The sequence below is a fragment of the Streptococcus sp. DD11 genome, assembly GCF_001578865.1.
Lineage (GTDB): Bacteria > Bacillota > Bacilli > Lactobacillales > Streptococcaceae > Streptococcus > Streptococcus panodentis.
Window position 1 is genome coordinate 34,970 of the sequence record NZ_KQ969398.1, and the last position, 23,442, is coordinate 58,411.

Annotated in this window: 29 protein-coding genes; 26 read left to right on the top strand and 3 right to left on the bottom strand. The window is 47.5% G+C overall.

Features of this window, described 5'->3' with window-relative positions; all coding sequences use genetic code 11:
• Positions 1–101: 101 nt before the first annotated feature.
• Positions 102–668: an NAD(P)H-dependent oxidoreductase gene (locus STRDD11_RS12220; RefSeq protein WP_128837534.1), complete on the bottom strand. Its 567-nt coding sequence runs from the start codon at positions 666–668 to the stop codon at positions 102–104.
• Positions 665–1,261 carry a TetR/AcrR family transcriptional regulator gene (locus tag STRDD11_RS12225; protein ID WP_128837535.1) on the bottom strand — a complete coding sequence of 199 codons (597 nt, stop codon included), beginning with the start codon at positions 1,259–1,261 and terminating at the stop codon, positions 665–667. The genes STRDD11_RS12220 and STRDD11_RS12225 overlap by 4 nt, the downstream gene beginning before the upstream one ends.
• A 294-nt stretch (positions 1,262–1,555) precedes the next feature.
• Here STRDD11_RS12225 and dhaK point away from each other — a divergent pair, with 294 nt between their 5' ends.
• From dhaK to dhaM, 3 genes are read left to right on the top strand one after another with little or no spacing between them, the layout of a single operon-like run.
• Positions 1,556–2,545: a dihydroxyacetone kinase subunit DhaK gene (gene dhaK, locus STRDD11_RS12230; protein WP_128837536.1), complete on the top strand. Its 990-nt coding sequence runs from the start codon at positions 1,556–1,558 to the stop codon at positions 2,543–2,545.
• A 10-nt stretch (positions 2,546–2,555) separates the two neighbouring features.
• Positions 2,556–3,134, top strand: coding sequence for a dihydroxyacetone kinase subunit DhaL (gene dhaL, locus STRDD11_RS12235; protein ID WP_128837537.1), 579 nt, complete (start codon positions 2,556–2,558; stop codon positions 3,132–3,134).
• The gene (gene dhaM / locus STRDD11_RS12240; protein WP_128837538.1) at positions 3,134–3,508 is read left to right on the top strand and encodes a dihydroxyacetone kinase phosphoryl donor subunit DhaM; all 375 of its coding nucleotides are present in this window, start codon (positions 3,134–3,136) and stop codon (positions 3,506–3,508) included. Before dhaL ends, dhaM begins: the two co-directional genes overlap by 1 nt.
• A gap of 484 nt (positions 3,509–3,992) precedes the next feature.
• Here the strand turns inward: dhaM and STRDD11_RS12245 are convergent, their stop codons facing one another.
• The gene (locus tag STRDD11_RS12245) at positions 3,993–4,709 is read right to left on the bottom strand and encodes a GntR family transcriptional regulator (protein ID WP_128837539.1); all 717 of its coding nucleotides are present in this window, start codon (positions 4,707–4,709) and stop codon (positions 3,993–3,995) included.
• A gap of 139 nt (positions 4,710–4,848) precedes the next feature.
• Here STRDD11_RS12245 and STRDD11_RS12250 point away from each other — a divergent pair, with 139 nt between their 5' ends.
• The 23 genes from STRDD11_RS12250 (at position 4,849) to STRDD11_RS12360 (ending at position 23,231) form a co-directional block, all read left to right on the top strand.
• Positions 4,849–6,636: a glycoside hydrolase family 35 protein gene (locus STRDD11_RS12250; RefSeq protein WP_128837540.1), complete on the top strand. Its 1,788-nt coding sequence runs from the start codon at positions 4,849–4,851 to the stop codon at positions 6,634–6,636.
• Positions 6,633–7,109: a PTS sugar transporter subunit IIB gene (locus STRDD11_RS12255; protein WP_128837541.1), complete on the top strand. Its 477-nt coding sequence runs from the start codon at positions 6,633–6,635 to the stop codon at positions 7,107–7,109. Before STRDD11_RS12250 ends, STRDD11_RS12255 begins: the two co-directional genes overlap by 4 nt.
• 25 nt (positions 7,110–7,134) lie before the next feature.
• Positions 7,135–8,040 carry a PTS mannose/fructose/sorbose/N-acetylgalactosamine transporter subunit IIC gene (locus STRDD11_RS12260; protein WP_128837542.1) on the top strand — a complete coding sequence of 302 codons (906 nt, stop codon included), beginning with the start codon at positions 7,135–7,137 and terminating at the stop codon, positions 8,038–8,040.
• Positions 8,027–8,845 carry a PTS system mannose/fructose/sorbose family transporter subunit IID gene (locus STRDD11_RS12265; RefSeq protein WP_128837617.1) on the top strand — a complete coding sequence of 273 codons (819 nt, stop codon included), beginning with the start codon at positions 8,027–8,029 and terminating at the stop codon, positions 8,843–8,845. The genes STRDD11_RS12260 and STRDD11_RS12265 overlap by 14 nt, the downstream gene beginning before the upstream one ends.
• A gap of 11 nt (positions 8,846–8,856) precedes the next feature.
• Complete coding sequence (locus STRDD11_RS12270) at positions 8,857–9,261, top strand: PTS sugar transporter subunit IIA (protein ID WP_128837543.1); 405 nt, start codon at positions 8,857–8,859, stop codon at positions 9,259–9,261.
• A 517-nt stretch (positions 9,262–9,778) separates the two neighbouring features.
• Positions 9,779–10,945, top strand: a complete 1,167-nt coding sequence (locus tag STRDD11_RS12275; RefSeq protein ID WP_128837544.1) for an SIS domain-containing protein — start codon at positions 9,779–9,781, stop codon at positions 10,943–10,945.
• Between the two features lie 13 nt (positions 10,946–10,958).
• Positions 10,959–11,996, top strand: a complete 1,038-nt coding sequence (gene lacD / locus STRDD11_RS12280) for a tagatose-bisphosphate aldolase (protein ID WP_128837545.1) — start codon at positions 10,959–10,961, stop codon at positions 11,994–11,996.
• Between the two features lie 13 nt (positions 11,997–12,009).
• A complete protein-coding gene (locus tag STRDD11_RS12285) occupies positions 12,010–13,050 on the top strand; it encodes an aldose epimerase family protein (RefSeq protein WP_128837546.1) in 1,041 nt (346 codons plus the stop codon).
• Between the two features lie 854 nt (positions 13,051–13,904).
• Positions 13,905–14,903 carry a Holliday junction branch migration DNA helicase RuvB gene (ruvB, locus tag STRDD11_RS12290; RefSeq protein ID WP_128837547.1) on the top strand — a complete coding sequence of 333 codons (999 nt, stop codon included), beginning with the start codon at positions 13,905–13,907 and terminating at the stop codon, positions 14,901–14,903.
• 75 nt (positions 14,904–14,978) lie between these two features.
• A complete protein-coding gene (locus STRDD11_RS12295; RefSeq protein ID WP_128837548.1) occupies positions 14,979–15,413 on the top strand; it encodes a hypothetical protein in 435 nt (144 codons plus the stop codon).
• Positions 15,413–15,775 carry a hypothetical protein gene (locus tag STRDD11_RS12300; RefSeq protein ID WP_128837549.1) on the top strand — a complete coding sequence of 121 codons (363 nt, stop codon included), beginning with the start codon at positions 15,413–15,415 and terminating at the stop codon, positions 15,773–15,775. The genes STRDD11_RS12295 and STRDD11_RS12300 overlap by 1 nt, the downstream gene beginning before the upstream one ends.
• Positions 15,776–15,813: 38 nt before the next feature.
• Entirely contained in the window at positions 15,814–16,236 is a 423-nt protein-coding gene (locus STRDD11_RS12305) for a hypothetical protein (protein WP_128837550.1), read from the top strand.
• Positions 16,236–16,601 carry a hypothetical protein gene (locus STRDD11_RS12310; protein WP_128837551.1) on the top strand — a complete coding sequence of 122 codons (366 nt, stop codon included), beginning with the start codon at positions 16,236–16,238 and terminating at the stop codon, positions 16,599–16,601. The genes STRDD11_RS12305 and STRDD11_RS12310 overlap by 1 nt, the downstream gene beginning before the upstream one ends.
• Positions 16,602–16,642: 41 nt before the next feature.
• The gene (locus STRDD11_RS12315) at positions 16,643–17,086 is read left to right on the top strand and encodes a hypothetical protein (RefSeq protein ID WP_128837552.1); all 444 of its coding nucleotides are present in this window, start codon (positions 16,643–16,645) and stop codon (positions 17,084–17,086) included.
• Positions 17,086–17,334 (top strand): hypothetical protein, encoded by a 249-nt coding sequence (locus STRDD11_RS12320; RefSeq protein WP_241209457.1) that lies wholly within the window; start codon positions 17,086–17,088, stop codon positions 17,332–17,334. Before STRDD11_RS12315 ends, STRDD11_RS12320 begins: the two co-directional genes overlap by 1 nt.
• A gap of 47 nt (positions 17,335–17,381) precedes the next feature.
• Entirely contained in the window at positions 17,382–17,825 is a 444-nt protein-coding gene (locus STRDD11_RS12325) for a hypothetical protein (RefSeq protein WP_128837553.1), read from the top strand.
• A complete protein-coding gene (locus tag STRDD11_RS12330) occupies positions 17,825–19,084 on the top strand; it encodes a hypothetical protein (protein ID WP_128837554.1) in 1,260 nt (419 codons plus the stop codon). Before STRDD11_RS12325 ends, STRDD11_RS12330 begins: the two co-directional genes overlap by 1 nt.
• Complete coding sequence (locus tag STRDD11_RS12335; protein WP_128837555.1) at positions 19,066–19,458, top strand: hypothetical protein; 393 nt, start codon at positions 19,066–19,068, stop codon at positions 19,456–19,458. The genes STRDD11_RS12330 and STRDD11_RS12335 overlap by 19 nt, the downstream gene beginning before the upstream one ends.
• A complete protein-coding gene (locus STRDD11_RS14790; RefSeq protein ID WP_241209458.1) occupies positions 19,442–19,615 on the top strand; it encodes a hypothetical protein in 174 nt (57 codons plus the stop codon). Before STRDD11_RS12335 ends, STRDD11_RS14790 begins: the two co-directional genes overlap by 17 nt.
• A gap of 128 nt (positions 19,616–19,743) precedes the next feature.
• Entirely contained in the window at positions 19,744–20,304 is a 561-nt protein-coding gene (locus tag STRDD11_RS12345; RefSeq protein WP_128837556.1) for a nucleotidyltransferase family protein, read from the top strand.
• Between the two features lie 282 nt (positions 20,305–20,586).
• On the top strand, positions 20,587–21,009 hold the full coding sequence (locus tag STRDD11_RS12350; RefSeq protein WP_128837557.1) for a low molecular weight protein-tyrosine-phosphatase: 423 nt from the start codon (positions 20,587–20,589) through the stop codon (positions 21,007–21,009).
• Positions 21,002–21,427 carry an MORN repeat-containing protein gene (locus tag STRDD11_RS12355; protein WP_206512721.1) on the top strand — a complete coding sequence of 142 codons (426 nt, stop codon included), beginning with the start codon at positions 21,002–21,004 and terminating at the stop codon, positions 21,425–21,427. Before STRDD11_RS12350 ends, STRDD11_RS12355 begins: the two co-directional genes overlap by 8 nt.
• Positions 21,417–23,231 (top strand): acyltransferase family protein, encoded by a 1,815-nt coding sequence (locus STRDD11_RS12360; protein ID WP_128837618.1) that lies wholly within the window; start codon positions 21,417–21,419, stop codon positions 23,229–23,231. The genes STRDD11_RS12355 and STRDD11_RS12360 overlap by 11 nt, the downstream gene beginning before the upstream one ends.
• Positions 23,232–23,442 lie beyond the last annotated feature (211 nt).

The following is a 23,442-nucleotide window of genomic DNA, read 5'->3' on the forward strand; positions in this document are numbered from 1 at the left end:
AGCACGGAATAATTGAGACTGTAGGCTCAATTATTAGTCATGGAACTCCAACGGAGTTCGCTGACGTCCGTCACCACTTAAGAAAAATAATTTTAGTAAAATTAGATAGTCCGTGCCATCTCCCCAATCTTCTTCAGCATATCTTGACGCTGCTCGTCCGTCTTCTTTTCCACACCGCAGAGCTCGGTCAGCTTGACGGGAGTGATGCCGCAAGGTTTCAGGATTTGATTTTTCAGGACCTTGCCATAGTCTTGGACAAAGGGCATAGCAAAGGCAGGTGTATTGTGGCTGGTGATGATCCAGCCCGATTTCCCTTGCAGGTGGCCTTCCAGACCGACTTTCTTATAAGAGTAGGCGAAATCCGCCGCAAAGACCCGATCGATAAAACCCTTGAGGATGGCCGGCATGCCGCTCCACCAGATAGGGAAAATGAAAATCAGATGGTCGGCCCAAGCAATCAAGTCCCGATAGGGCGCCATTTCGGGATCTTTGTGCAGGTCCCGGCGTTTATGGTCCTGGTCAAAGCGCAAAATCGGGTCGAAATTTTCGGCATACAAGTCCACAGTTTTCACCTCGTGCTTTTTAGAAAGGTTGGTTTGAACTTCTTTGAGAATAGCCGGATTAAAACCGGTGGGGCTGGGGTAGCTGTAAATAATCAGAACTTTCATGATTGTTCTCCTTTGATATAAATGTCTAGCATGTGGTCGATGGTGCTTTGGATGGCTTGCGTATCCAGGTCCTGCCCGATAGGGCTGTTGGCCAGAACGGCTAGGCCGGTGATAAAGCTCCAAAAGTGAAAAAGGGACTCCGCTTCGCTGTTGCTGAAGCCTTCCTCTCTGCGCAGCTGCAAAACAATGGTTTTAAAGCGGTCAAATCCCGGCAGGTCCGACTCTAACAAAATCGTATCCTGACTGACCTTCATATATTTAAAAGGAAATTTGATAAAGAGAGCTTCGAAAAAATGAGGGTAGGACTTGGCAAAAATAATGAAATTCAGGCCAAGCTGGGTCAGCTGCACCCGGGCAGAGGCCGTCTGATCTAGGTTTTGGTTAATCTTTTGATGGAGAAATAGCGAAAGCTGGGCCAGCACCACCCTCAGATAGCCCTCCTTGCTCTCAAAGTGGCGGTAAGGACTGCCGTGGGTCACGCCGCAGGCCTTGGCCACGGTTCTGAGTGAGAACTGCTCAATCCCGTGCTTGCGGATTTCTTCAATCCCGGTCTGAATCAGCTTTTCTTTGAGCTGGTCGGTGTTTCTTTTCATCTGGCTGCTCCTTTAAAAGTATACACTGTCTACTTATCTATCTTTAGTATACACTGTCTACTTTTTTCTGTCAAGAAATTTGAGGCTGCAGTTGGCAGAGGCGGATGAAAGGGAGCCTAGGTCCGCAGCCTGCCCTTTTGAGATCATCTTGCTTTTCCTGCCGATTCTGACTCAGGGCGGGCAGTTGCTTTCGGTAAAATAAAATGTTAAAATAACATCAAAAATGACAGCGCTTTCTTTCTGGTCTGTCTTTTCCAGAACTTTTCTGAAAGCGTCGAGAAACGGAGGACACCTATGAAGAAAATTATCAATGAGCCAGCGGCTGTGGTCGATGAGATGCTGGAGGGGCTGGCCTACATGCACAGTGATTTGGTCTATCGGGTGGAAGGTTTTGACATCATTGCCCGCAAGAGCGAGAAGACGGGAAAGGTCGGACTGATCTCGGGCGGCGGCAGCGGGCATGAGCCTTCTCATGCCGGCTTTGTCGGTGACGGTATGCTGTCGGCAGCTGTCTGCGGTGCGGTCTTTACCTCACCGACACCGGATCAGATCCTGCAGGCTATCAAGGAAGCAGACGAAGGCGCTGGGGTTTTCATGGTCATCAAGAACTACTCCGGCGACATCATGAACTTTGAAATGGCTCAGGAACTGGCTGAGATGGAGGGAATCGAGGCAGCCGGTGTCGTGGTGGACGATGACATTGCGGTAGAGGACAGCCTCTATACTCAGGGCCGGCGCGGTGTGGCAGGCACGATTTTGGTTCACAAGATTCTGGGCCATGCGGCGCGTGCAGGCAAATCTTTGGCAGAAATAAAGGCTTTGGCGGATGACTTGGTCAGCAATATCCACACGGTCGGCTTGGCTCTGAGCGGAGCCACGGTGCCGGAAGTCGGCAAGCCAGGCTTCGTGCTGGCTGACGATGAGATTGAATTTGGCATCGGCATTCACGGCGAGCCCGGCTACCGTAAGGAAAAGATGCAGCCGTCTAAGGAGCTGGCCCGGGAATTGGTGGACAAGCTTAGCCAGTCCTTTGATCTGCGGGCGGGAGACCGGATTGGCCTTCTCATCAACGGCATGGGCGCAACGCCGCTCATGGAGCAGTATGTCTTTGCGGCGGACGTGGCGCATCTTCTGGCTCAGGCTGGGGTCGAAGCGGTTTACAAGAAAGTGGGCAATTACATGACCTCTATTGATATGGCGGGGATTTCCCTGACCTTTATCAAACTGAACCATCCTGACTGGCTGGCAGCTCTCGAAAGTCCGGTCACAACTGCAGCTTGGTAAGGAGGTATTTATGGAAGCAGCACAAGCAAGAAAATGGATAGAGCTGTTCAATGATAAGATTCAGGAGCAGAAGGACTACCTGTCTGAATTGGACACACCCATTGGCGATGGAGACCACGGAGCCAATATGGCTCGGGGAATGGCGGCAGCGGCAGCAGATCTGGCTGCTAAAGACTGTGCCGGCGCGGCAGAGATTTTTCAGGCCGTTTCCATGCAGCTGATCAGCAAGGTCGGCGGCGCCTCCGGACCTCTCTATGGCTCCGCTTTTATGGGCATGGCTAAGGCTGAAAAAGAAGGGCAGGGCTTGGCAGAAGTCATTCAGGCTGGGCTGGATATGATCCAGAAGCGGGGCAAGGCAGCAAGAGGTGAGAAGACCATGGTGGACGTTTGGGAGGAGATTCCTCCGGCCCTGCAGTCTGGGGACTTGACGCATGAAAAAATCCTCTCTCTGGTGGAAGCAACCAAGGATCTGAAAGCTGCCAAGGGGCGTGCTTCTTATGTGGGTGAGCGCTCGATTGGTCACATTGACCCGGGGGCGGCCTCTTCCGGCCTCCTCTTTGAGGCCCTCTTGGAAACGGAGGCAGACTGATGGCAGATACAGGCATTCTCATCGTTTCTCACTCCCAAAATCTGGCTCAGGGCGTCTTTGACCTGATCTCTCAGGTGGCGGCCGATGTGGCTGTCAGCTATGTGGGCGGTCTGGAAGACGGCAGTATCGGGACCAGCTTTGACGGTATTACGGCCGCCCTGGCCGCCAATGATAAGGAACGGATTCTGGCCTTTTACGATCTGGGCTCCGCCCGCATGAATCTGGAAATGGCTGCGGACTTCTCTGACAAGGAAATCCTCATTCAGACTGTCCCTCTGGTAGAAGGGGCCTATACAGCGGCAGCCCTTCTTCAGGCTGGAGCGGATCTGCCCGCTGTTTTGCTTCAGGTCCGTGAGTTAGAAATAAAGAAATAAGGGCAAAGAGGCGGCAAACATTCGCTGCTTTCTGATTGGCAATGTCAGCGGAAGCAGCAGCCCGCCGCCTTCTAATCAGTGCAGGACTCAGGCTTTGGTCTGGGTCTTTTATAGTCATTTATACTCTTCGAACCACGTCAGCTCCAACAGTCTGAGATGGGAGTCAGTCTCAGCCCCTGTATAAAAAATCGGTCAGGAGGAGTCTTCGATCTTGCCAGCAAGTCTTATACTCAATGAAAATCAAATTCAAACCACATCAGTGTCGCCTTGCTTTAAGAGTCCAAGTCTGACCGAAAACAAACAGATTTTCCCTTCTTTCTCCGCTGAATCAGCTTGAAAAGGTGCCGTCTCTCATTTTTTGTTTGTTTTTGACATTTTTTTATAAAAAATCAACTAGAGGGATTGCAAATTGGTATAGGTCAGTTTATAATAGAAGTAAGCAAACTGCAAAAAAACGACAGCTAAGATAGCTATCGTTTTCTCATCAGTGGTCCCGATTGCAGGAAATGAACTTAATCTTGAAGAAATCGCCGCGTTTATAGGTTTCGCTGTATTCAAGGATTTGTCCGGTATTTTCCAGCTTGGTGATTTTGACCTGATGCACGGTCGGGAAGTTGCTGTCAATTTCTAATGTTTTGGCAACTTCTTTGGGTGTCGGAAAGACAATCTCATTGATTTCTTCAAAGTGCTCATCATTCATGTGAATGTGGTAGTCTGTTTTGAAGCGGTTGTAGATTGAGCTGTAGTAGTCCAGATCCGGATAGTTGGGATTGATATACTGCTCAGGAATATAGGTTTGGTGATAAATATAGACTTTATCGCCGGTTCTCCTGATGCGGTCAATCTTGTAGTAGAACTGTGTCGGAGCCAATTCTAGCTTATCCAGGATTTTCAGATCATTGCCGCGCTTGATGGACAGAACGGTCACCTTATCCTTTTGGATAGGGAAGGTTTCCACATCAGAAAACTCAACCAGCTTGTGCTTTCTGGCGCGTGAAACGAAGGTGCCCTTGCCCTGCTGACGGATGATATAGCCGTCATTGGCCAGTTCATTCAAAGCACGGACGACAGTGATGGAGCTGACATTAAACATCTTGATCAACTCAGCTTCGGTGTAGAATTTATCACCGTTTTCAAAGTTGCCAGAAATGATTTGCTGCTTGAGCTCATCTTTGATTTGTTGGTATTTTGGAATAGCCATTGTATTCACCTCTCTTTTAGTTATCCCTCTTTATTAAGATTTTAACATATTTTTTAAAAAAATGTTGACATTTATGCAAAAATTTAGTATATTAATATTAATAAGAAATGAAAGCGGCTTCAACAAAGAGGATAGAGACATGGCAAGATTTGAAATAGGTCCTTCTTTTCGCTTAGATGGCCGGGAGTTTAAGATTTTATCGGGTGCCATTCATTACTTTCGGGTTCAGCCCCAGGATTGGTACCACTCGCTCTATAATCTAAAAGCTCTGGGATTTAATACAGTGGAGACTTATCTCCCTTGGAATATGCACGAGCCTCAAAAGGGAGTGTTTGATTTTCAAGGGATATTGGATATTGAGAGATTTTTGCAGACAGCTCAGGACTTGGGGCTTTATGCCATCGTCCGCCCTTCGCCTTTTATCTGTGCGGAGTGGGAATTTGGCGGCCTGCCTGCCTGGCTGCTGAATGAAAATCTGCGCATCCGCTCCTCCGATGAGGGCTTCCTGCAGGCTGTGGCCAGCTATTATGATGCGCTGCTGCCGCGGCTGGTGCCAAGGCTTCTGGATAATGGCGGCAATATTCTCATGATGCAGGTGGAAAATGAATACGGCTCTTACGGTGAGGACAAGGCCTATCTGCGGGCTGTCAGGCAGCTCATGGAAGAGCGCGGGGTGACCTGTCCGCTCTTCACCTCGGACGGTCCCTGGCGGGCAACGCTGCGGGCCGGCACGCTGATTGATGACGATCTCTTTGTGACCGGCAATTTTGGCTCCAAAGCCGCCTATAATTTCGCTCAGATGCAGGAATTTTTTGCAGAGCATGGCAAGAAATGGCCGCTCATGTGCATGGAGTTCTGGGATGGCTGGTTCAACCGCTGGAAAGAGCCGGTCATCCGGCGTGACCCTGAGGAATTGGCCGAGGCTGTCCGCGAGGTGCTGGAGCTGGGCTCCATCAATCTCTATATGTTTCACGGCGGCACCAACTTTGGCTTTATGAACGGCTGCTCAGCCCGGGGGACTCGCGATCTGCCGCAGGTGACTTCCTATGACTACGATGCCCTTCTGGATGAAGCAGGTAATCCGACGCCTAAATATGAGGCTGTCCGCAGGATGCTGCAGACCTATTATCCGGAGTATCCGCAAATGGAGCCGCTGGTCAAAGAAAGCTGTGAGCTGAGGGATATTCCGCTCAGCCAGAAGGTCAGCCTCTTTGAGACCCTGTCGGACTTGGCAGAGCCTGAGGAAAGCCTGTATCCTCTGGAAATGGAGGAGCTGGGTCAGAATGTCGGCTACCTGCTCTATCGGACAGAAGCAGTCTGGGATGCTGACCAGGAAAAGATCAGGGTCATTGACGCTCGTGACCGCCTGCAGCTCTATGTCAACGGCCAGCTGGCCGCTAGCCAGTACCAGACAGAGATTGGTCAGGAGATTCTGGCCGCCGGTCAGAAGAAAGGCCGCCAGCGGATTGATATCCTGCTGGAAAATATGGGCCGGGTCAACTACGGCCACAAGCTGCTGGCTGAGACGCAGCGCAAGGGCATTCGGACCGGCGTCTGCAAGGACCTGCACTTTCTGCTCCACTGGCAGCACTATCCGCTGCCGCTGGATCGGACGGACAGGATTGACTTTTCCAAGGACTGGCAGCAAGACCAGCCGGCTTTCTACGCTTTTGACTTTGAAATGAAAGCGCTTCACGACACCTATCTGGATCTGACCGGCTTTGGCAAGGGGGTCGCCTTTGTCAACGGTGTCCATATCGGCCGTTTCTGGAAGGTCGGACCGACCCTGTCGCTCTATCTTCCGCACAGTCTGCTGAAAGAAGGCCGCAACCGCATCATTATCTTTGAAACCGAAGGGGAGTACAAAGATTCCATCAACTTAGTTAACCAACCTACATTTAAAACAATAAAGGGGGAAAATCTATGACAATCGTAGGTGCCCGCATCGATGGGCGTTTAATCCATGGACAGGTAGCCAATCTCTGGACTACCAAGCTCAATATCTCACGCATTATGGTCATTGACGATGATGTTGCTCAGAATGACATCGAAAAGAGCGGCCTGAAATTAGCCACTCCGGCCGGTGTCCGATTAAGTATTTTGCCGGTTGCCAAGGCGGCAGAGAATATCCTGGCCGGCAAGTATGATTCGCAGCGCCTCTTTATCGTGGCTAAGAAGCCCGACCGCTTCCTGCGTCTGGTAGAGGCTGGTGTGCCGCTGGAAACGCTGAACGTCGGCAATATGTCTCAGTCAGATGAGACCCGCTCCATTACCCGCTCCATCAATGTCCTGGATGCAGATGTGGAGGCTTTTCATAAACTGCATGAAAAGGGTGTCCAACTGACGGCTCAAATGGTTCCCAACGACCCAGTTGAAGACTTCATGAAACTATTAAAATAAAGAAAAATTTTAGGAGGTCATTGTCATGATACAATGGTGGCAAATTTTACTACTTACTTTGTACTCAGCTTATCAGATCTGTGACGAGCTGACAATCGTTTCTTCTGCAGGTTCTCCTGTCTTTGCCGGCTTTATCACCGGTCTGATCATGGGCGATGTGACCACCGGTCTCTTGATCGGTGGAAATCTGCAGCTCTTCGTACTCGGTGTCGGTACCTTTGGGGGCGCTTCCCGGATCGATGCCACTTCCGGTGCCGTTCTTGCGACAGCCTTTTCAGTAGCACAGGGCATCAAGCCAGATATCGCAATCTCTACAATTGCTGTACCTGTAGCTGCCTTGCTCGTTTATACAGATATCCTTGGACGTATGACAACTACTTACTTCGCACACCGTGTGGATTCAGCAGTTGAACGCTTTGACTATAAAGGCATTGAGCGCAACTATCTCTTAGGTGCACTTCCTTGGGCTCTGTCTCGTGCACTTCCGGTCTTCCTTGCTTTGGCATTGGGCGGCAACTTTGTACAAGCGGTTGTTGACGCTGTAAACAATGTCAAATGGCTGGCAGACGGCTTGACACTTGCAGGTCGAATGCTTCCAGGACTCGGGTTTGCTATCTTACTTCGTTACCTTCCGGTTAAACGCAATCTTCACTACTTAGCTCTTGGTTTTGGCTTGACTGCGATGCTGACGGTGCTTTACTCAAACATTCAGTCACTCGGTGAAGCTGTATCCAGCGTTGTTGGAGCTCTTCCAAAAGATGCTGCCATCACATTTGCCAACAACTTCAAAGGCTTGTCTATGATTGGTGTAGCTATCTTTGGTATCTTCCTTGCAGTACAGCATTTCAAATACAGCCAAAGAACAGCAGCAGCTGCGCCAGCTGCCAGCACAAACTCAGAAAGCGGGGAAATTGAAGATGACGAATTCTAATTACAAATTAAGCAAAGAAGATTTCAAACAGATCAATAAGCGCAGCCTCTTTACTTTCCAATTAGGCTGGAACTATGAGCGGATGCAGGGTTCAGGCTATCTTTACATGCTGCTGCCTCAGCTGCGTAAAATGTACGGTGACGGCACTCCAGAATTACAGGAAATGATGAAACTGCATACGCAGTTCTTCAATACTTCACCTTTCTTCCACACGATTATTGCAGGTTTTGACCTAGCTATGGAAGAAAAAGACGGTGTCAAATCAAAAGATGCAGTCAATGGTATTAAGACCGGTCTCATGGGACCATTTGCTCCTCTTGGAGACTCTATCTTTGGATCACTTGTACCAGCTATCATGGGATCTATTGCTGCCACTCTTGCGATTGCAGGAAACCCTGTTGGCATCTTCCTTTGGATTGCTGTAGCGGTTGCTTATGACATTTTCCGTTGGAAACAGTTGGAATTTGCCTACAAAGAAGGGGTCAATCTCATCACCAACATGCAAAGCACTCTGACAGCACTTGTTGAGGCGGCTTCTGTATTGGGGATCTTCATGGTTGGAGCTCTTGTAGCGACGATGATTAACTTCGAAGTATCATGGGTGCTGAATATCGGTGAAAAAGCCATTGATTTCCAAGATATGCTCAACCTTATCTTCCCGCGTTTGATTCCAGCTATTTTCACAGGGTTCATCTTCTGGCTTCTCGGTAAGAAAGGTATGAATTCTACAAAAGCCATTTTGATTATCATTGTGCTGGCGGTTTCTCTTGCTGCATTTGGTCATTTTGTTCTGGGAATGGAATAATGGAGCAGTCTATGAGCAAACAATTAATCTTAGTCAGTCACGGCCGTTTCTGTGAGGAGCTGAAGCAGACCGCAGAGATGATTATGGGCCCTCAGGAGGCCATTCACGCTGTTGCCCTGCTGCCGGAGGAAGGTCCAGAAGACTTCGCAGCTAAATTTTTGGACACAGTCCAGAATCTGGATGACTATCTGGTCTTTGCGGACCTCCTGGGCGGCACTCCTTGCAATGTAATCAGCCGTTTCATTATGGAAGGCCGGGACATTGAGCTTTACGCTGGGGTCAATCTGCCCATGGTGATTGAGTTTATCAATGCTTCTCTGACAGGTTTGGAGGTCGATTATCCAGCCAAGGCGGCAGAAAACATTGTCAAAGTCAACGATGTTTTAGCCAGCCTGCAGGATGATGAAGACGAGTAATACTCAAAGAACAGCGAAGACGGCAGGGATACCGATGCAGATCAGGCAAGGGCAGTTTGTGTCAGCCGGTCTTCATCAAAGAGGCTGTGGAGAAAGACAAGCAAAGCCTGCTGTCAAAGCAGGGGCTTGTAAATCAAACGAAAGAAATATCCGAAGCAAGGTTCTTTTGTATCAGCCACCTCTTCGATTTTTAAAGAGTATATAGTCTTTTAGTTTGCTTTTAGTAGTGAAACTGTCCGAGGGAGTTAAGGACGGAATAAAAGATAAACTAACTGACGATAAAAAGGGAGAGCAGCCGTCTGGATAGTGCTGGCCGGCTGCCTGAAAAGACAATATATGATGAAAAAGGATACTCGTGGACAGCGAAATCCCGTGTAGCTGTGAGCTTTTCGCAGCGCCGCTGTCAAAGCGGCAGGCGGCAGAGGATTGAGCTTCCTAGAGTGAGAAAAGGATAAGAAGGGGGTGGGAGCTGTTTCCGGCCCCCTTTTTGCAAGAGACAGAAAGGAAGATTCAAAAAATGCTAGATTATACAAAGGAAGAGCTGCTGGAGCTGGGGGCTGACATCACCAGCCGGGAAATTTACCAGCAGCCGCAGGTCTGGCAGCAGGCTTTTGAAGCTTACAAGGCTCAGGCTGCTGCCATTGCCGCTTTTCTTCACAAGATTGAGGAGAAGCACGATTATATCAAGGTGATTTTTGCCGGGGCAGGCTCTTCGGCTTATGTGGGAGACACGCTGCTGCCTTATCTGAGACAGGCTTATGATGAGCGCAAGTGGAACTTTTGCGCTGTTGCCACGACTGATATTGTAGCTACCCCCTTGGTGCATCTGCATCGAGAGGTACCGACAGTGCTGGTTTCCTTTGCCCGCAGCGGCAATTCGCCGGAGAGTGTGGCGGCGGTAGACTTGGCCAAGCAGCTGGTCGATCAGCTCTATCAGGTCACGATTACCTGTGCGGCAGAAGGGCAGCTGGCCCAGCAGGCTCAGGGAGATGAGCGCAATCTCCTCCTCCTGCAGCCCGAGGCTTCGAATGATGCCGGCTTTGCTATGACCTCCAGCTTCAGCTCCATGCTGCTGACTGCCCTGCTGGTCTTTGACAGGGAAAGTGTGGCTGTCAAAGAGAAAAAGGTGGCAGAAGTGCAGGCGCTGAGCCAAAAAGTGCTGGATCAGGCAGCAGATATACAGCGATTGGTCGCTTTGGACTACAGCCGTGTGATCTATCTGGGGGCAGGACCTTTCTTTGGCCTGGCCCATGAAGCGCAGCTGAAAATACTGGAATTGACAGCCGGTCAGATTGCGACCATGTATGAGAGCCCGGTCGGCTTCCGCCACGGTCCTAAATCGCTCATCAACTCAGAAACGCTGGTGCTGGTCTTTGGCTCTGCAGATTCCTATACCAAGGCCTATGATTTGGATTTGATTCGCGAAGTGGCTGGTGACCGCATCGCCCGCAGGCTTGTCTTGCTGACTGACTGCAGCGAAGATCTGGACCAAGTGGAGCAGGTGCTGCTGGAGAGTCCTATCTTGGACGACGGCTATCGGGTCTTCCCTTATATCGTCTATGCCCAAATCTTTGCCCTCCTGACCTCGCTTAAGGTCAAAAATCGGCCGGATACGCCATCTCCGACAGGGACCGTCAACCGTGTGGTCCAAGGAGTTCTCATCCACCCTTTGGAGCAGGTATAAAAAAGGAAATGTTATGAAAAAATTAAACATCAGCCACGGCAAGGTGGCTCATTTAAAAAAATTATCAGATGAACAGGGGATTATCGGAGCTTTAGCCATTGACCAGCGGGGTTCTCTCAAGAAAATGCTGGCCAGCGGAGAACAGGTTCTTTCAGGCGATTCAGCCCTGATTGACTTTAAGAAATTAATCTCCAGCCAGCTGACACCCTATGCGACTTCTATTTTGCTGGATCCAGAGTTTGGCCTGCCGGCTGCCGACTTGCGGGCTGCCGACTGCGGCCTCATTGTAGCCTATGAAAAGACGGGGTATGATGCGACAGCGGAAGGCCGCCTGCCTGATCTGCTGCCCAACTGGTCTGTAGGGCGTATCAGGGAAGCCGGCGCTGATGCGGTCAAAGTGCTCCTCTACTATGATGTGGACGACAAGCCGGAGATCAATGACGTCAAGCAGGCTTGGGTGGAGCGCATCGGCAGCGAATGCTTGGCTGAAGACCTTCCTTATTTTCTGGAAATTCTGACCTATGATGCCCAGAACAGCAGCGTTCTGGATGCCGACTATGCCAGGGTCAAGCCGCACAAGGTCAATGAAGCCATGAAGGTCTTTTCAGAAAATCGCTACCATGTTGATGTTCTCAAGGTAGAAGTGCCTGTCAATATGAAGTTTGCAGAAGGCTTTGCTCCGGAAGGGCTGGATCCGGTCTACAGTCTGGACCAAGTCAAAGACTATTTTCGGGAGCAGTCAGCGGCGACCCACCTTCCTTTTATCTTTCTCAGCGCGGGTGTTTCCGCTCAGCTCTTCCAAGAGACGCTGAAAATTGCCCATGAAGCTGGCTCGCTCTTTAATGGTGTTCTCTGCGGTCGGGCAACTTGGAAGCCAGCGGTCTCTGTCTTTGCAGAAGAGGGGCCTGAAGCAGCTAAGGCTTGGCTTGATGAAGCCGGCCGGCAGCATATTGAAGACTTAAATCAGGTTCTGCGCCAAACGGCTGTTTCCTGGGAGGACAAGCTTGACCTGCCTTTTGAGGACAGGAAATGGCAGGTTCGTGATTTTTGATAAGGAGCTTTGCATGAAATCTTACCAAGAGGCCGTTTTTGGAAGCTTTAAAGGGCAGGAAGTTCGGACCTATACCTTTGAGAATGATCTGGGCTACCGTCTGACTGTCATGAACTATGGGGCCACGGTGGTCCAGTATATCACTCCTGACAGACAGCGGCGCTGGGCCAATATTGTAGTCGGTTTTGACAGGTTTGAAGACTACATTGGCAACAGTCCCAAGTATGGTGCCAGTATCGGTCCGGTAGCGGGCCGCATCGCCGGAGCGGCTTTCGAGCTCAACGGCCGAGCCTATCAGCTGGAAGCCAATAACGGCCCAAACTGCAACCACAGCGGCTCAAGCGGATGGGACAGCAGTCTTTTCGAACTGGAAGAAGTCAGCGATGACGGCCTGACCCTTTACACGGAGCGAGCCCATGGCTGCGGCGGATTTCCGGGCAATCTGAAGGTCTGGGTTTCCTACACTTTGACTGAAAAGGGAGAGCTGGAGATCTCTTATCAGGTACAGACAGACCGAGATACCTTGGTCAATCCGACCAACCACAGCTATTTCAATCTATCCGGTGATTTTCAGCAGCCCATTGACCGCCATATCCTGCAGCTTCATACCAGCGGTGTGTATCCGATTGCACCCGATGGCATACCAGCGAAAAAGGCTGACAGGGAGCCGGGCTTTGTCAAGCGCCTGCAGGAAGGTGTCAGCCTTCAGGATATTTTTGCGGATCAGGACGAGCAGATCCACATCGTTTCCGGTCTGGACCATCCCTTTGAGCTGGACCGCAGCCGGACGACGGCAGGCTCGCTCTATGATACGGACTCTGGCCGCTGGCTGACCTTTAAGACCCAGGCTCCCTGTCTGGTCCTCTATACGGCTAATGTTGTGGATGAGAAGGTTATCTTGAAGGGTCGGCCTATGGTGCAGCATAATGGCTTAGCCATAGAAAGTCAGGCTCTGCCCGATGCAATCCACAGCGACCGGCAGGCTGACGTTATTCTGAGAGCCGGCCAGATATTCACCAGCACAACAGTTTATTTTGCCGGTGTTAAAGACTAGTTTTCTTTTGCGTGGGGGATTTGGGATTGAGTTGTTCAAAGAATCGTCCGATGGCTGGACAAGTCTGCTGAAAAAGCAGAGAGCTTCAAAGAATGGCCGTCAATTTAAAAAGAGAAAAAGCTTTTATCATAAAAAGCAAAAAGAAAGCAGCTGCTTTAAGAATTTCTTAAGCTTGGACTGCTATACTTATCTTTATCAAATGAAGCCCCCTAACTTTATTTGATAATCCTAAACTTTTTCATAATAATCTCCCATAAAGGCCACCCAATCCGGTGGTCTTTTTTTGGGGCTTCAAAACGAGGAAAGTCTCTAGGGTACCATTGATACTCTTTGAAAATATTCAATTCAGATGAGCTTCGCCTTGCCCGGCTCCAGTGTTGTCTGCGGCTAATGTTTCAGTCTGCTTTTGATGTTTTTTGAGCAGTGGTTCGGCAGGAGCGGACAGGATGGCAGCGGACTTGCTCGTCCTATCGCGAGAAATCCTTTCTCTAACTCCCGAGAGGAAGCAGCAAATCTGCTGTTTCGAGGCCGCGACTTGGCAAAAGCAGTCTGTCTTTCTTGATTTTTTTGGAGAAAAGACAGGATGTTTATCGAATTGTAACTCGAATGTTATATTTTAAAAGAGGTGTTATACTGAGTTAAGATTTCTTTAAGCTAAAGGCGGTATACTTATCAGTATCAAATGAAGACCTCCTAACTTTATTTGATAGAAATCCTAAACTTTTTCATAATAATCTCCCATAAAAGCCACCGAATTCGGTGGCTTTTTTTCTTGTTTGCCGAAGTCCGACTATTTTGCTCTTCAAAATGTGTGAAATTCGTCCGCCTCTTGATTTTCTGCTATAATAGTAAGCATGAGTAGAATTTTAGATAATGAATTGCTGGGCGATGAGGAGCTGGCAGAGCGCACTCTGCGTCCCCAGTATTTACAGGAATATATCGGTCAGAACAAGGTCAAAAATCAGCTGAAAATTTTTATTGAGGCTGCTAAGTTTCGGGATGAGGCTTTGGATCATGCCCTGCTTTTCGGACCGCCGGGGCTGGGGAAAACGACCATGGCCTTTGTGATTGCCAATGAGCTGGGCGTCAATATCAAGCAGACTTCGGGACCGGTCATTGAAAAGGCTGGTGATTTGGTGGCCATTCTCAATGACTTGGAACCGGGCGATGTGCTCTTTATCGATGAAATCCATCGTCTGCCCATGGCTGTAGAGGAAGTTCTGTACAGCGCCATGGAAGATTTTTACATTGATATTATGATTGGGACGGGGGAAACCAGCCGCAGTGTGCATCTGGATCTGCCGCCTTTTACCTTGATTGGGGCGACTACCCGGGCTGGCATGCTGTCCAATCCTCTGCGGGCCCGTTTTGGTATTACCGGCCATATGGAATACTATGAGGAAGCTGACCTGACAGAGATTGTCGAGCGGACAGCTGAGATCTTTGAGATGGCTATTACCCATGAGGCGGCTCAGGAGCTGGCTCTGCGCAGCCGGGGGACGCCACGGATTGCCAACCGTCTGCTGAAGCGGGTTCGGGATTATGCTCAAATTATGGGGGATGGCCTCATTGACGGACAGATAACGGATCAGGCTCTGACCATGCTGGATGTGGATCGGGAAGGGCTGGATTATGTCGACCAGAAGATTCTCAAAACCATGATTGAAGTTTATGGCGGCGGGCCGGTCGGTCTGGGGACTCTCTCGGTCAACATCGCTGAAGAGCGCGAAACTGTTGAGGACATGTATGAACCCTATCTGATTCAGAAAGGCTTTGTCATGCGGACCCGTACCGGGCGCGTGGCGACCCGCAAGGCCTATGAGCATTTAGGTTATGAGTATATGGAGGAATGATTGCAGCAATCATTCCTTTTTGTGATTGGCTTAACTGAAATGATAGTATAATAGAAATAAAGGAGAACAAGTACGATGACAAAATCTGGGTTCACAAAAGGCCGGAAGTGGCTGCTTATTGTTTTACTGTTAGCAATTATCACTGCAGGAGGGATATTTATGTTCAGTATGCTTGGCAAATCACAGGAAGAAAGACGCAATCGAGAGTATGAAATCAGCTTAGTCAATGCTCTCAAGAATTCCTATGAGGGGATTGAGGAGGTCAGAATTAGCTCGCCAGAATACGCTTCTAAACCATCAGATAGTTGGGGAGCTGATATTATCATTCATTTTTCAGATGGTGTATCTCTTAAGCATGTTCTAGCGTATAATAAAGAGACAAAAGAAATTCGTATAGGAGTATATAATGAGGAAGATGAGAAGTTTGAAGCATCTCTTAATTCTAGGAAAGGACGAACAACATCTCGTGTAAAAGTTAGATATTCTGATGGGACAGAGGAGGAATTGTGATGGTGTTTGGATATACCGATGAGCAGTTAAATTCACTGAATCAGGGTCAGCATGTTTATAGTGTCAATCCTGAGTATGCACAACGTAAAGAAAATAGAACAAATATTGTCACTGCTAAACCTGATAATGAATTGAAAAAAGGGGAAATCAATACTCTCACAACCCCAGACGGTCAAGAATTTCGAGTAGTTGCGACCAAAGCTGATCCTAAAACAGGTTTTGATGGACTGGCAGTTGCGCCAATTGTCAATGGTCAACCAGATTATAAAAATGTAGCCGTGATTGCTACGGGAACGGACCTAGGAATTCCTACTATGATTGATAGATGTAAAATAACTTTTTCTTATTATAGTGTAATATAGACTAATCTTATAGTATAATAAGAAAAAGGAGAAATTAAATGAATAAATCCAGCAATAAAAAAAGTCATAAAAGGCTACTAATCGTTTTGTTAGTCGTAGCCATTACAACAGGAGGTGTGTTTATGTTTAGTATGTTAGGGAAATCTCAAGAAGAACGTCGAAATAGAGAGTATGAAGTCAGTTTGGTTAATGCGTTAAAGAATTCCTATGAAGGGATAGAAGAAATCAAAATTTCCAATCCAACATATACGAACCCTCCTGGTGACTGGTCTTGTAAGGTTGATATTTTGTTTGAAGATGGGGAAAAAATATTCTATGGAATTCCACATAACTTAGATGAGATAGAAAATTACAATGGTCGTATGACTTATGGACAGCGAGATTTTCTTAACCGAAGAAAAGGAATAACAACTAATACAGTTACGGTTACATACTCTAACAAAGAAAGAGGGGAACAGTAATGGTATTTAATTATACTGATAAACAACTTAATGAATTAAACCACGGGAAGAATGTATACAGTGTCAATTCTGAATACGCTGAGAGAAATAATAAACCTTTGGTTACAGAAGCTCCTAATCCGAATCCTTCTTCATCTGATTTTGAAGAAACCAACACCATAACTACCTCAGATGGTCAAGAATTCCGTGTTGTTGCCACTAAGTCTGACATTGAAACAGGTTTTGATGGACTGGCAGTTGCACCTATTGTCAACGACGAACCAGATTATAAAAATGTAGCTGTGATTGCTACGGGAACGGACCTAGGAATTCCTACTATGATTGATAGATGTAAAATAACTTTTTCTTATTATAGTGTAATATAGACTAATCTTATAGTATAATAAGAAAAAGGAGAAAAACTCAAATGAACAATTCTAAAATAAAAAAAAGTAGTAAAAGGTTACTAATCGTTTTGCTACTCACAACCATCACTGCAGGAGGTGTTTTTATGTTTAGTATGTTAGGGAAATCTCAAGAAGAGCGTCGAAATAGAGAGTATGAAGTCAGTTTGGTAAACGCCTTAAAGAATTCCTACCAAGGGATTGAGGAGATTAAGATTATGGATCCTTACTATAATGACAAACCGGGTTCGTGGTCTTGTGATATTTCAGTACAGTTCAATGATAGTCAAACTATTACTTATGGAATTAATCACAGATTAACCTATAATGAAAACCATGATGGTCTTATGAAAGGAAATACTAATGAAGAAATTGATCAACAATGGTCGATACTTCAAAAACACATTGGTAAAACAGAATCTACAATATTAGTACGATATTCAAATGGTGAAACAGGAGAGCAATAATGGTATTTAATTATACTGATAATCAATTGAATAATTTAAACCAAGATTTTGCGGTTTATAGTGTTAATAAAGAATTTTCAGAACGCAATAAAAAGAAATTTGTGACAGATACTCCAAATAATAAAAACGAAACCAACACCATAACCACCTCCGATGGTCAAGAATTTCGTGTTGTTGCCACTAAGTCTGACCCAGTATCGGGATTTGATGGACTGGCGGTTGCACCGATTGTTCCTATTCTAGTGTAATTTAGTTGTAAATTATAGTATAATAGAAATAAAGGAGAACAAGCTCAATGACAAAATCTGGATTCACAAAAGGCCGAAAGTGGCTGCTTATTGTTTTAGTATTAGCTATCATCACCGCAGGAGGGATATTTATGTTTAGTATGCTTGGCAAATCCAAAGAAGAAAGACGCAATCGAGAGTATGAGATGAGTTTGGTTGATGCTCTTAAAGATACTTATGGAGGGATTGAGGAGATTAAGATTACTAATCCGAATTATACTTATCCGCCGGGTTCATGGTCTTGTGATGTAGAAATTAGATTCTCAGATAAACAAAAAATTAAATATCGGATAGGTCATTCTCTGGATGAAACAGAGAATGACAATGGTTCAGTTCAAGGAGAGACAAATGAAGAAATAAATGATCAGTGGGCTATACTAAATTCTCATAAAGGGACGACAAAAAATAGAGTATCTGTTGTTTATTCAGATGGAGAAGAAGGGGGGCAGTAATGACTTACATGTACTCAGATAAAGAACTTAATGGATTAAATCGTTATCCGAATGTCTATAGTGTTGATCCTGATTATGCTCATAGACATGGTTATAAAATAGTCACTCCGAATCCTCAAAATGATGGAGACACAAATATTATTAAAGCAGGTGGTAAAGAATTTCAAGTTGTTGCTACTAAAAATGACGAAGAAACAGGTTTCCAGGGTCTGGCAGTCGCTCCGATTGTCAATGGTCAGCCGGATTATCAGAGCGTGGCTGTTGTGGCAGCAGGGACAGATCCTGAGAGTAAGATAAACCCTGTTGGTTCTCTTTCCCGTGATACAGCTAGTGCTATAGAGGCAAGGCAGAATTTCATCTCTCCCCAATATGAAGCGGCGGATCAGTTTGTCAAGGAGGTCATGGACGACCCTCGGTATGAGGTGCGCCAGCTGACCGGCTATTCACAAGGGGCTTACATGCTTAAGGCTGGTGCTAAATACCATATCCCAGTAACCACCTTTAATGCTTGGTTTAAGTACGGGGCTCTGACGGAAGAAGAGAAACAGTTCATTAAAAAGAATCCTGCCATGTTCATTGATTATCGAAGAAAAAATGACGATGTGGTTCGTTTTAATGATTTGAATAATCCAGAGTGGTACAATAGCCGTACAAAATTATCAGACAGTGGATTGGGAGTTATATATTGGGTAGACGGAACTAGCCACGATATTAATGCTTGGAAATTTGATCCAGCCAGCGGTCAGGTTATAAATGGTAAGGGCAGTAAGCCTTTAATAAGCGATGTGTTTAAAGCCTATGATAAGACTCTCAAAGGCATGTCTCATTTTCGGGCTCTGAAGACCAAGTGGGCTTCCAATCGTATCAGCGGCACAGAGCAGATTTATCTGGATGCAGCGCAGGGGCAGATCCTTTCCTCCAGTATGGCCAGTGTAGCGCAGATCGGAGCAGATGAGGTCACTGCCTTGACCCAGGAAGCCAATGAAGAAATAGAGGCTCTCTGGTCCAAGATTGACTTTAGCAGCTATACAGAGCTGTCGGCCGAAGAGGTGGAGGGCATCTTTGCCAGCCAAGGAGTGACGCGGGAGCAGTATGTGGACGGCTTTAAGGCCGAGATTGCTCATGCAGCGGCCCAGATGACTGATTCGGCAGCAGCGTTTGCGCGCCTGGACCATCAGCTGCAGGCTGCGATTGAAAAGGTGCTAGCCACAGATGCACAGCTAGCGGGGGAATTTCAGCAATGGAAAGCAAAGATGTAAGCTGGGAAGATGTCAGCAAAAAAGCTCAGGAGCTGAATGATTTTGAAGACGAATACCGACTTGAAAAGATAAGCTTTGAAGCGCGCTGCGAGGAGCTCGATAACCGGGCCGGAGAGTTAAGAAGTCTGGTAGATGCGGAGACAGACCGGATGTCTTTTATATTACAGCGATTTTCAGCTTCTTCGGACGATGCGGCAGATTATTTCTCTGAAATGGAAAATCTGCTGTGGAGATCAGAGCAGGCCTATAAGCGTCGTCTAGCAGATCTGGAAGAGGAAGAAGACAAGAGGGATAAGGCTTTCCGCAGGAAGCGGGACAGGCTGGAAGAAGAGTACAGTCAGCTGAGGAGGGACTACTATGCTCATACCGATTGATGGATATTATACAGACAAAGAGCAGGAACATGCTCTGCGGGCCATGAAAAAAGCTATGGAACGTCAGCGGGCTTTGACAGAGGCTCAGACTGCGGCTGCTGCCCGCAGCAAATTAAAAGCGGGCTTTCTCACAAAAAAAGAAGGAAATCGCAGCTGAAACCAAGGCAGCCATCATCAGTATCAGCAGCCAGATGGATACAGCGATTCGGGGGGAGATTCGCAAGAGCCTTGATAGGTATGTTCCCAACATGCTGACCAAGTATGACGCAGCAGAGGACTGAACCGATGGACAGAGACAGTATTCTGCGGCTTTTGGCTGCAGACCGGGACATGATGACCATCTTGCAGATCATAGCGGGGCTCGGTTTGCAGGACTGTTGGCTGGCAGCCGGATTCGTGCGCAACTTCATCTGGAATGCTTTGTCCAATCGGCCGGCTTTTGATGCGGACACAGATGTGGATGTGATTTTCTTTGATCCGGCAGTCTCATATGAAGAGACGATGAACATTGAAGAAGGGGTGAAAGAACAGTTTCCCCAGTATAAATGGGAAGTCAAAAATCAGGTCTATATGCATGTTCATAGTCCCGGAACGGTACCTTACAGGGATGCAAGAGATGCTATGAGCAAATACCCTGAGCGCTGCACAGCTGTCGGTCTGCGTCTGCGGACAAATGGGGAGCTGCAGCTGTTTGCGCCCTACGGTCTGGAGGATATCTTAAACTTTCAGGTGCGGCCAACGCCGCATTTTTTGGAAAATCCAGAACGCAAAGAACTCTATACTGCGCGTCTCAGCAAGAAAAACTGGCAGGAGAAGTGGCCTCGGCTGGAAATTGAGCGCCCTTAAAATAAAAATTAGAAAAAGAGTCAAAAACCTGAGTTGGTTTAAGGTTTCTTTAAGCTATGGATATTATACTATAAACAGTTAAGAAATTAACGACACTCCTAAAACTTTTTCTTTTTTAAAAAATAATCTCCCTACAGAAAGCCGCCGTTAAGGTGGTTTTTTGCTTGTCCTCAGACTCGGGAAGCATCTCTGGCATGAATTTTCTACGGCAGGCAGCAATCTGTAAACGATTGAGGGGCAGTTTTTGTCATTATTCTGTTATAATAGATAGGAGGTAGTTTTATGAAGAAAATTGTATTTGTATGTCTGGGCAATATCTGCCGCAGTCCCATGGCTGAGTTTGTCATGAAGAGTCTGACAGACAGCCTGAAGATTGAAAGCCGGGCGACCTCTGACTGGGAGCACGGGAACCCCATCCATCAGGGAACGCAGGCGATTTTTAGGAAATATGGCATTGCATATGACAGGGGCAAGACCTCTCAGCAGATTTCGGCTCGGGATTTTGCGGATTTTGACTGCATTATCGGTATGGATGAGGCCAATATCCGCGATCTGAAACGAATGGCCCCGGCTGAATATCAGGATAAAATCTGCCAATTTGGCGAATCTGGTGTGCCAGATCCTTGGTACACAGGAGATTTTGATGAAACGTATGAATTGGTTCTGGCGGGCTGCAGGCAGTGGCTGGAACGCTTAAATGGATAGAAAAATGGATAGAGTAAAAGAATTTTACGATAAATACAAGGTTTATCTGACCCGTCCTAATCTGGAGCTGCTGGCAGTGACGGTCATCGTCCTGTCTGCCATCCTGGTCTTTACCTCAGGGATTCCCGGAAAGGGAGTGCTGACGCTGGATCAGGGCAATATCAAGTATGACGGCACCTTGGTCCGCGGGAAAATGAACGGTCAGGGCACCGTCACTTTTAAAAACGGAGACAGCTACAGCGGCAATTTTCGCAATGGTGTCTTTGAAGGCAAGGGGACCTTTACTTCGCAGTCCGGCTGGAAATATGAAGGGGACTTCAGCGACGGTCAGGCGGACGGTCAAGGGAAGCTGACGACAGAAGGCAATGTCGTCTATGAAGGAACGTTTAAACAAGGAATTTATCAAAATGCGCATTAAATGGTTTTCCCTGGTCAGAATTACAGGGCTGATGTTGGTTCTGCTGTATCATTACTTCCAGAGTGTTTTTCCTGGCGGTTTTATCGGCGTGGACATTTTCTTTGCTTTTTCTGGCTTTTTGATTACTTCTCTGCTCATTGATGAATTTGCCAATAAAAAGAAGATTGACATCCGGGGCTTTCTCAGAAGGCGCTTCTACCGTATTGTACCGCCTTTGGTCTTTATGGTGCTGGTCATCATGCCGTTTACCCTTCTGATTCGCAAGGATTTTGTGGCTGGAATTGGGACGCAGATTGCGGCCGCCTTTGGCTTTGTGACCAATTTTTATGAAATGCTGTCAGGCGGAAGCTATGAAAGCCAGTTTGTGCAGCACCTGCTGATTCATACTTGGAGCTTGGCGCTGGAAATGCACTACTATATCCTCTGGGGACTGGCTGCTTGGGGACTGAGCAAGATGAGTAAGTCAACGGCTCAGTATCGCGGCCTGATTTCGCTGGTGTCGGCCGGTCTCTTTCTGATCAGTTTCGTATCTATGTTTGCTGGGGCTTTGACGACTAAAAATTACTCAGATATTTACTTTTCTACACTGACTCATGTCTTTCCTTTCTTTGCAGGGACTGTCCTAGCGACCCTGTCCGGAGTGGGCCATGTGGGGAATTCCTTTAAAAAATGGGAGGCCAAGGTCAGCCTGAAGCAGGCGCTGGCAGCCTTAGGCGGCAGTGTCGCCCTTCTCTTGCTGCTCAGTTTGTTCCTGAAATTTGACAGTCTCTGGACCTATCTCTTTGGCTTTTTGGCTTCGACCCTTTTGGCCTGTGTCATGATTGTGGCCAGCAGGATGCTGCATGATAAGCTGCCCAAGGTGCCAGAGCCGGGCTTTGTCACTGTCATCGCAGATACCAGCTATGGTGTCTATCTCTTTCACTGGCCTTTCTATATCATCTTTACCCAGCTGATGAGCAATGGTCTGGCGGTCCTGCTGACAACCGTTCTCTCTCTGAGTCTGGCAGCCCTGTCTTTCTATATTTTGGAGCCGACCCTGGCGGGCCGTCAGCCGGTTATTATGGGGATTCAGATGGACCTGTCTGCTATCACCAAGCCCGTTTTTTGCAGCATGATTCCTCTGTCTTTCTTTATGCTTTTCATAGCCGCAACAGCTCCGACCGTCGGGGCCTTTGATGAGAGCTTGATTGTCAATGCGCTCAATCAGGCTGACAGCAAAATGCAGACCACCCGCAGTCAGGTCGATCAGTCCAAAGCGACTGAGTACAATGTGACAGAAGGCGTTACCCTGATTGGTGATTCGGTCACGCTGCGCTCCAGAGAGTATCTGGAGCAGGTGATTCCGGGAGTGCAGCTGGATGCTCTGGTCAGCCGGACGCTGGCTTCCGGCCTGGAAGTCTTCCAAAATGATATTGCCAATCGCGTGCTGTTAAAGCAGGCAGTGCTGGCTTTGGGGACCAATCCGGTAGACAACTATGAAGATCTGCTCAACCAGTATGTAGAAGCCCTGCCTAAGGGGCATCAGCTCATCCTAATCACGCCTTATGACGGCCGCAGCGCCGGGGATGAAAACAGCCTGCCGGTCAAGGTCCGCCATTATGAGCTGGAACTGGCCAAGAAGTATGATTATGTCTATGTGGCCGACTGGTATCAGACCGCCCTGGACAATCCGCAGATTTGGGCTGGAACGGATGCCGTCCACTATGGCTCAGATGCTGACTCCATGGCCGAAGGGGGCCTCCTCTATGCCAATACTCTCAAGCAGGCCATAGACCAGGCTAACTCTGGCAATGTAAAACCATAAATACCAGCCCGGCTCGTCCGGGTTTTTAAAGGAAACAAAAGAAAGCGCTTACACATCTCACATGAAAGCAAAAGTATGTGAAATATCAAAAAGTCAAAATATTTTTTCACAAAGATTCCAAGAATAGTCTGTAGAATCAGGGTTTTGTTAAAACATTCACAAATAAAAACAAAAAAGTTTGTGAATGTTAGCTGAAAGTGTTTACAAAAGA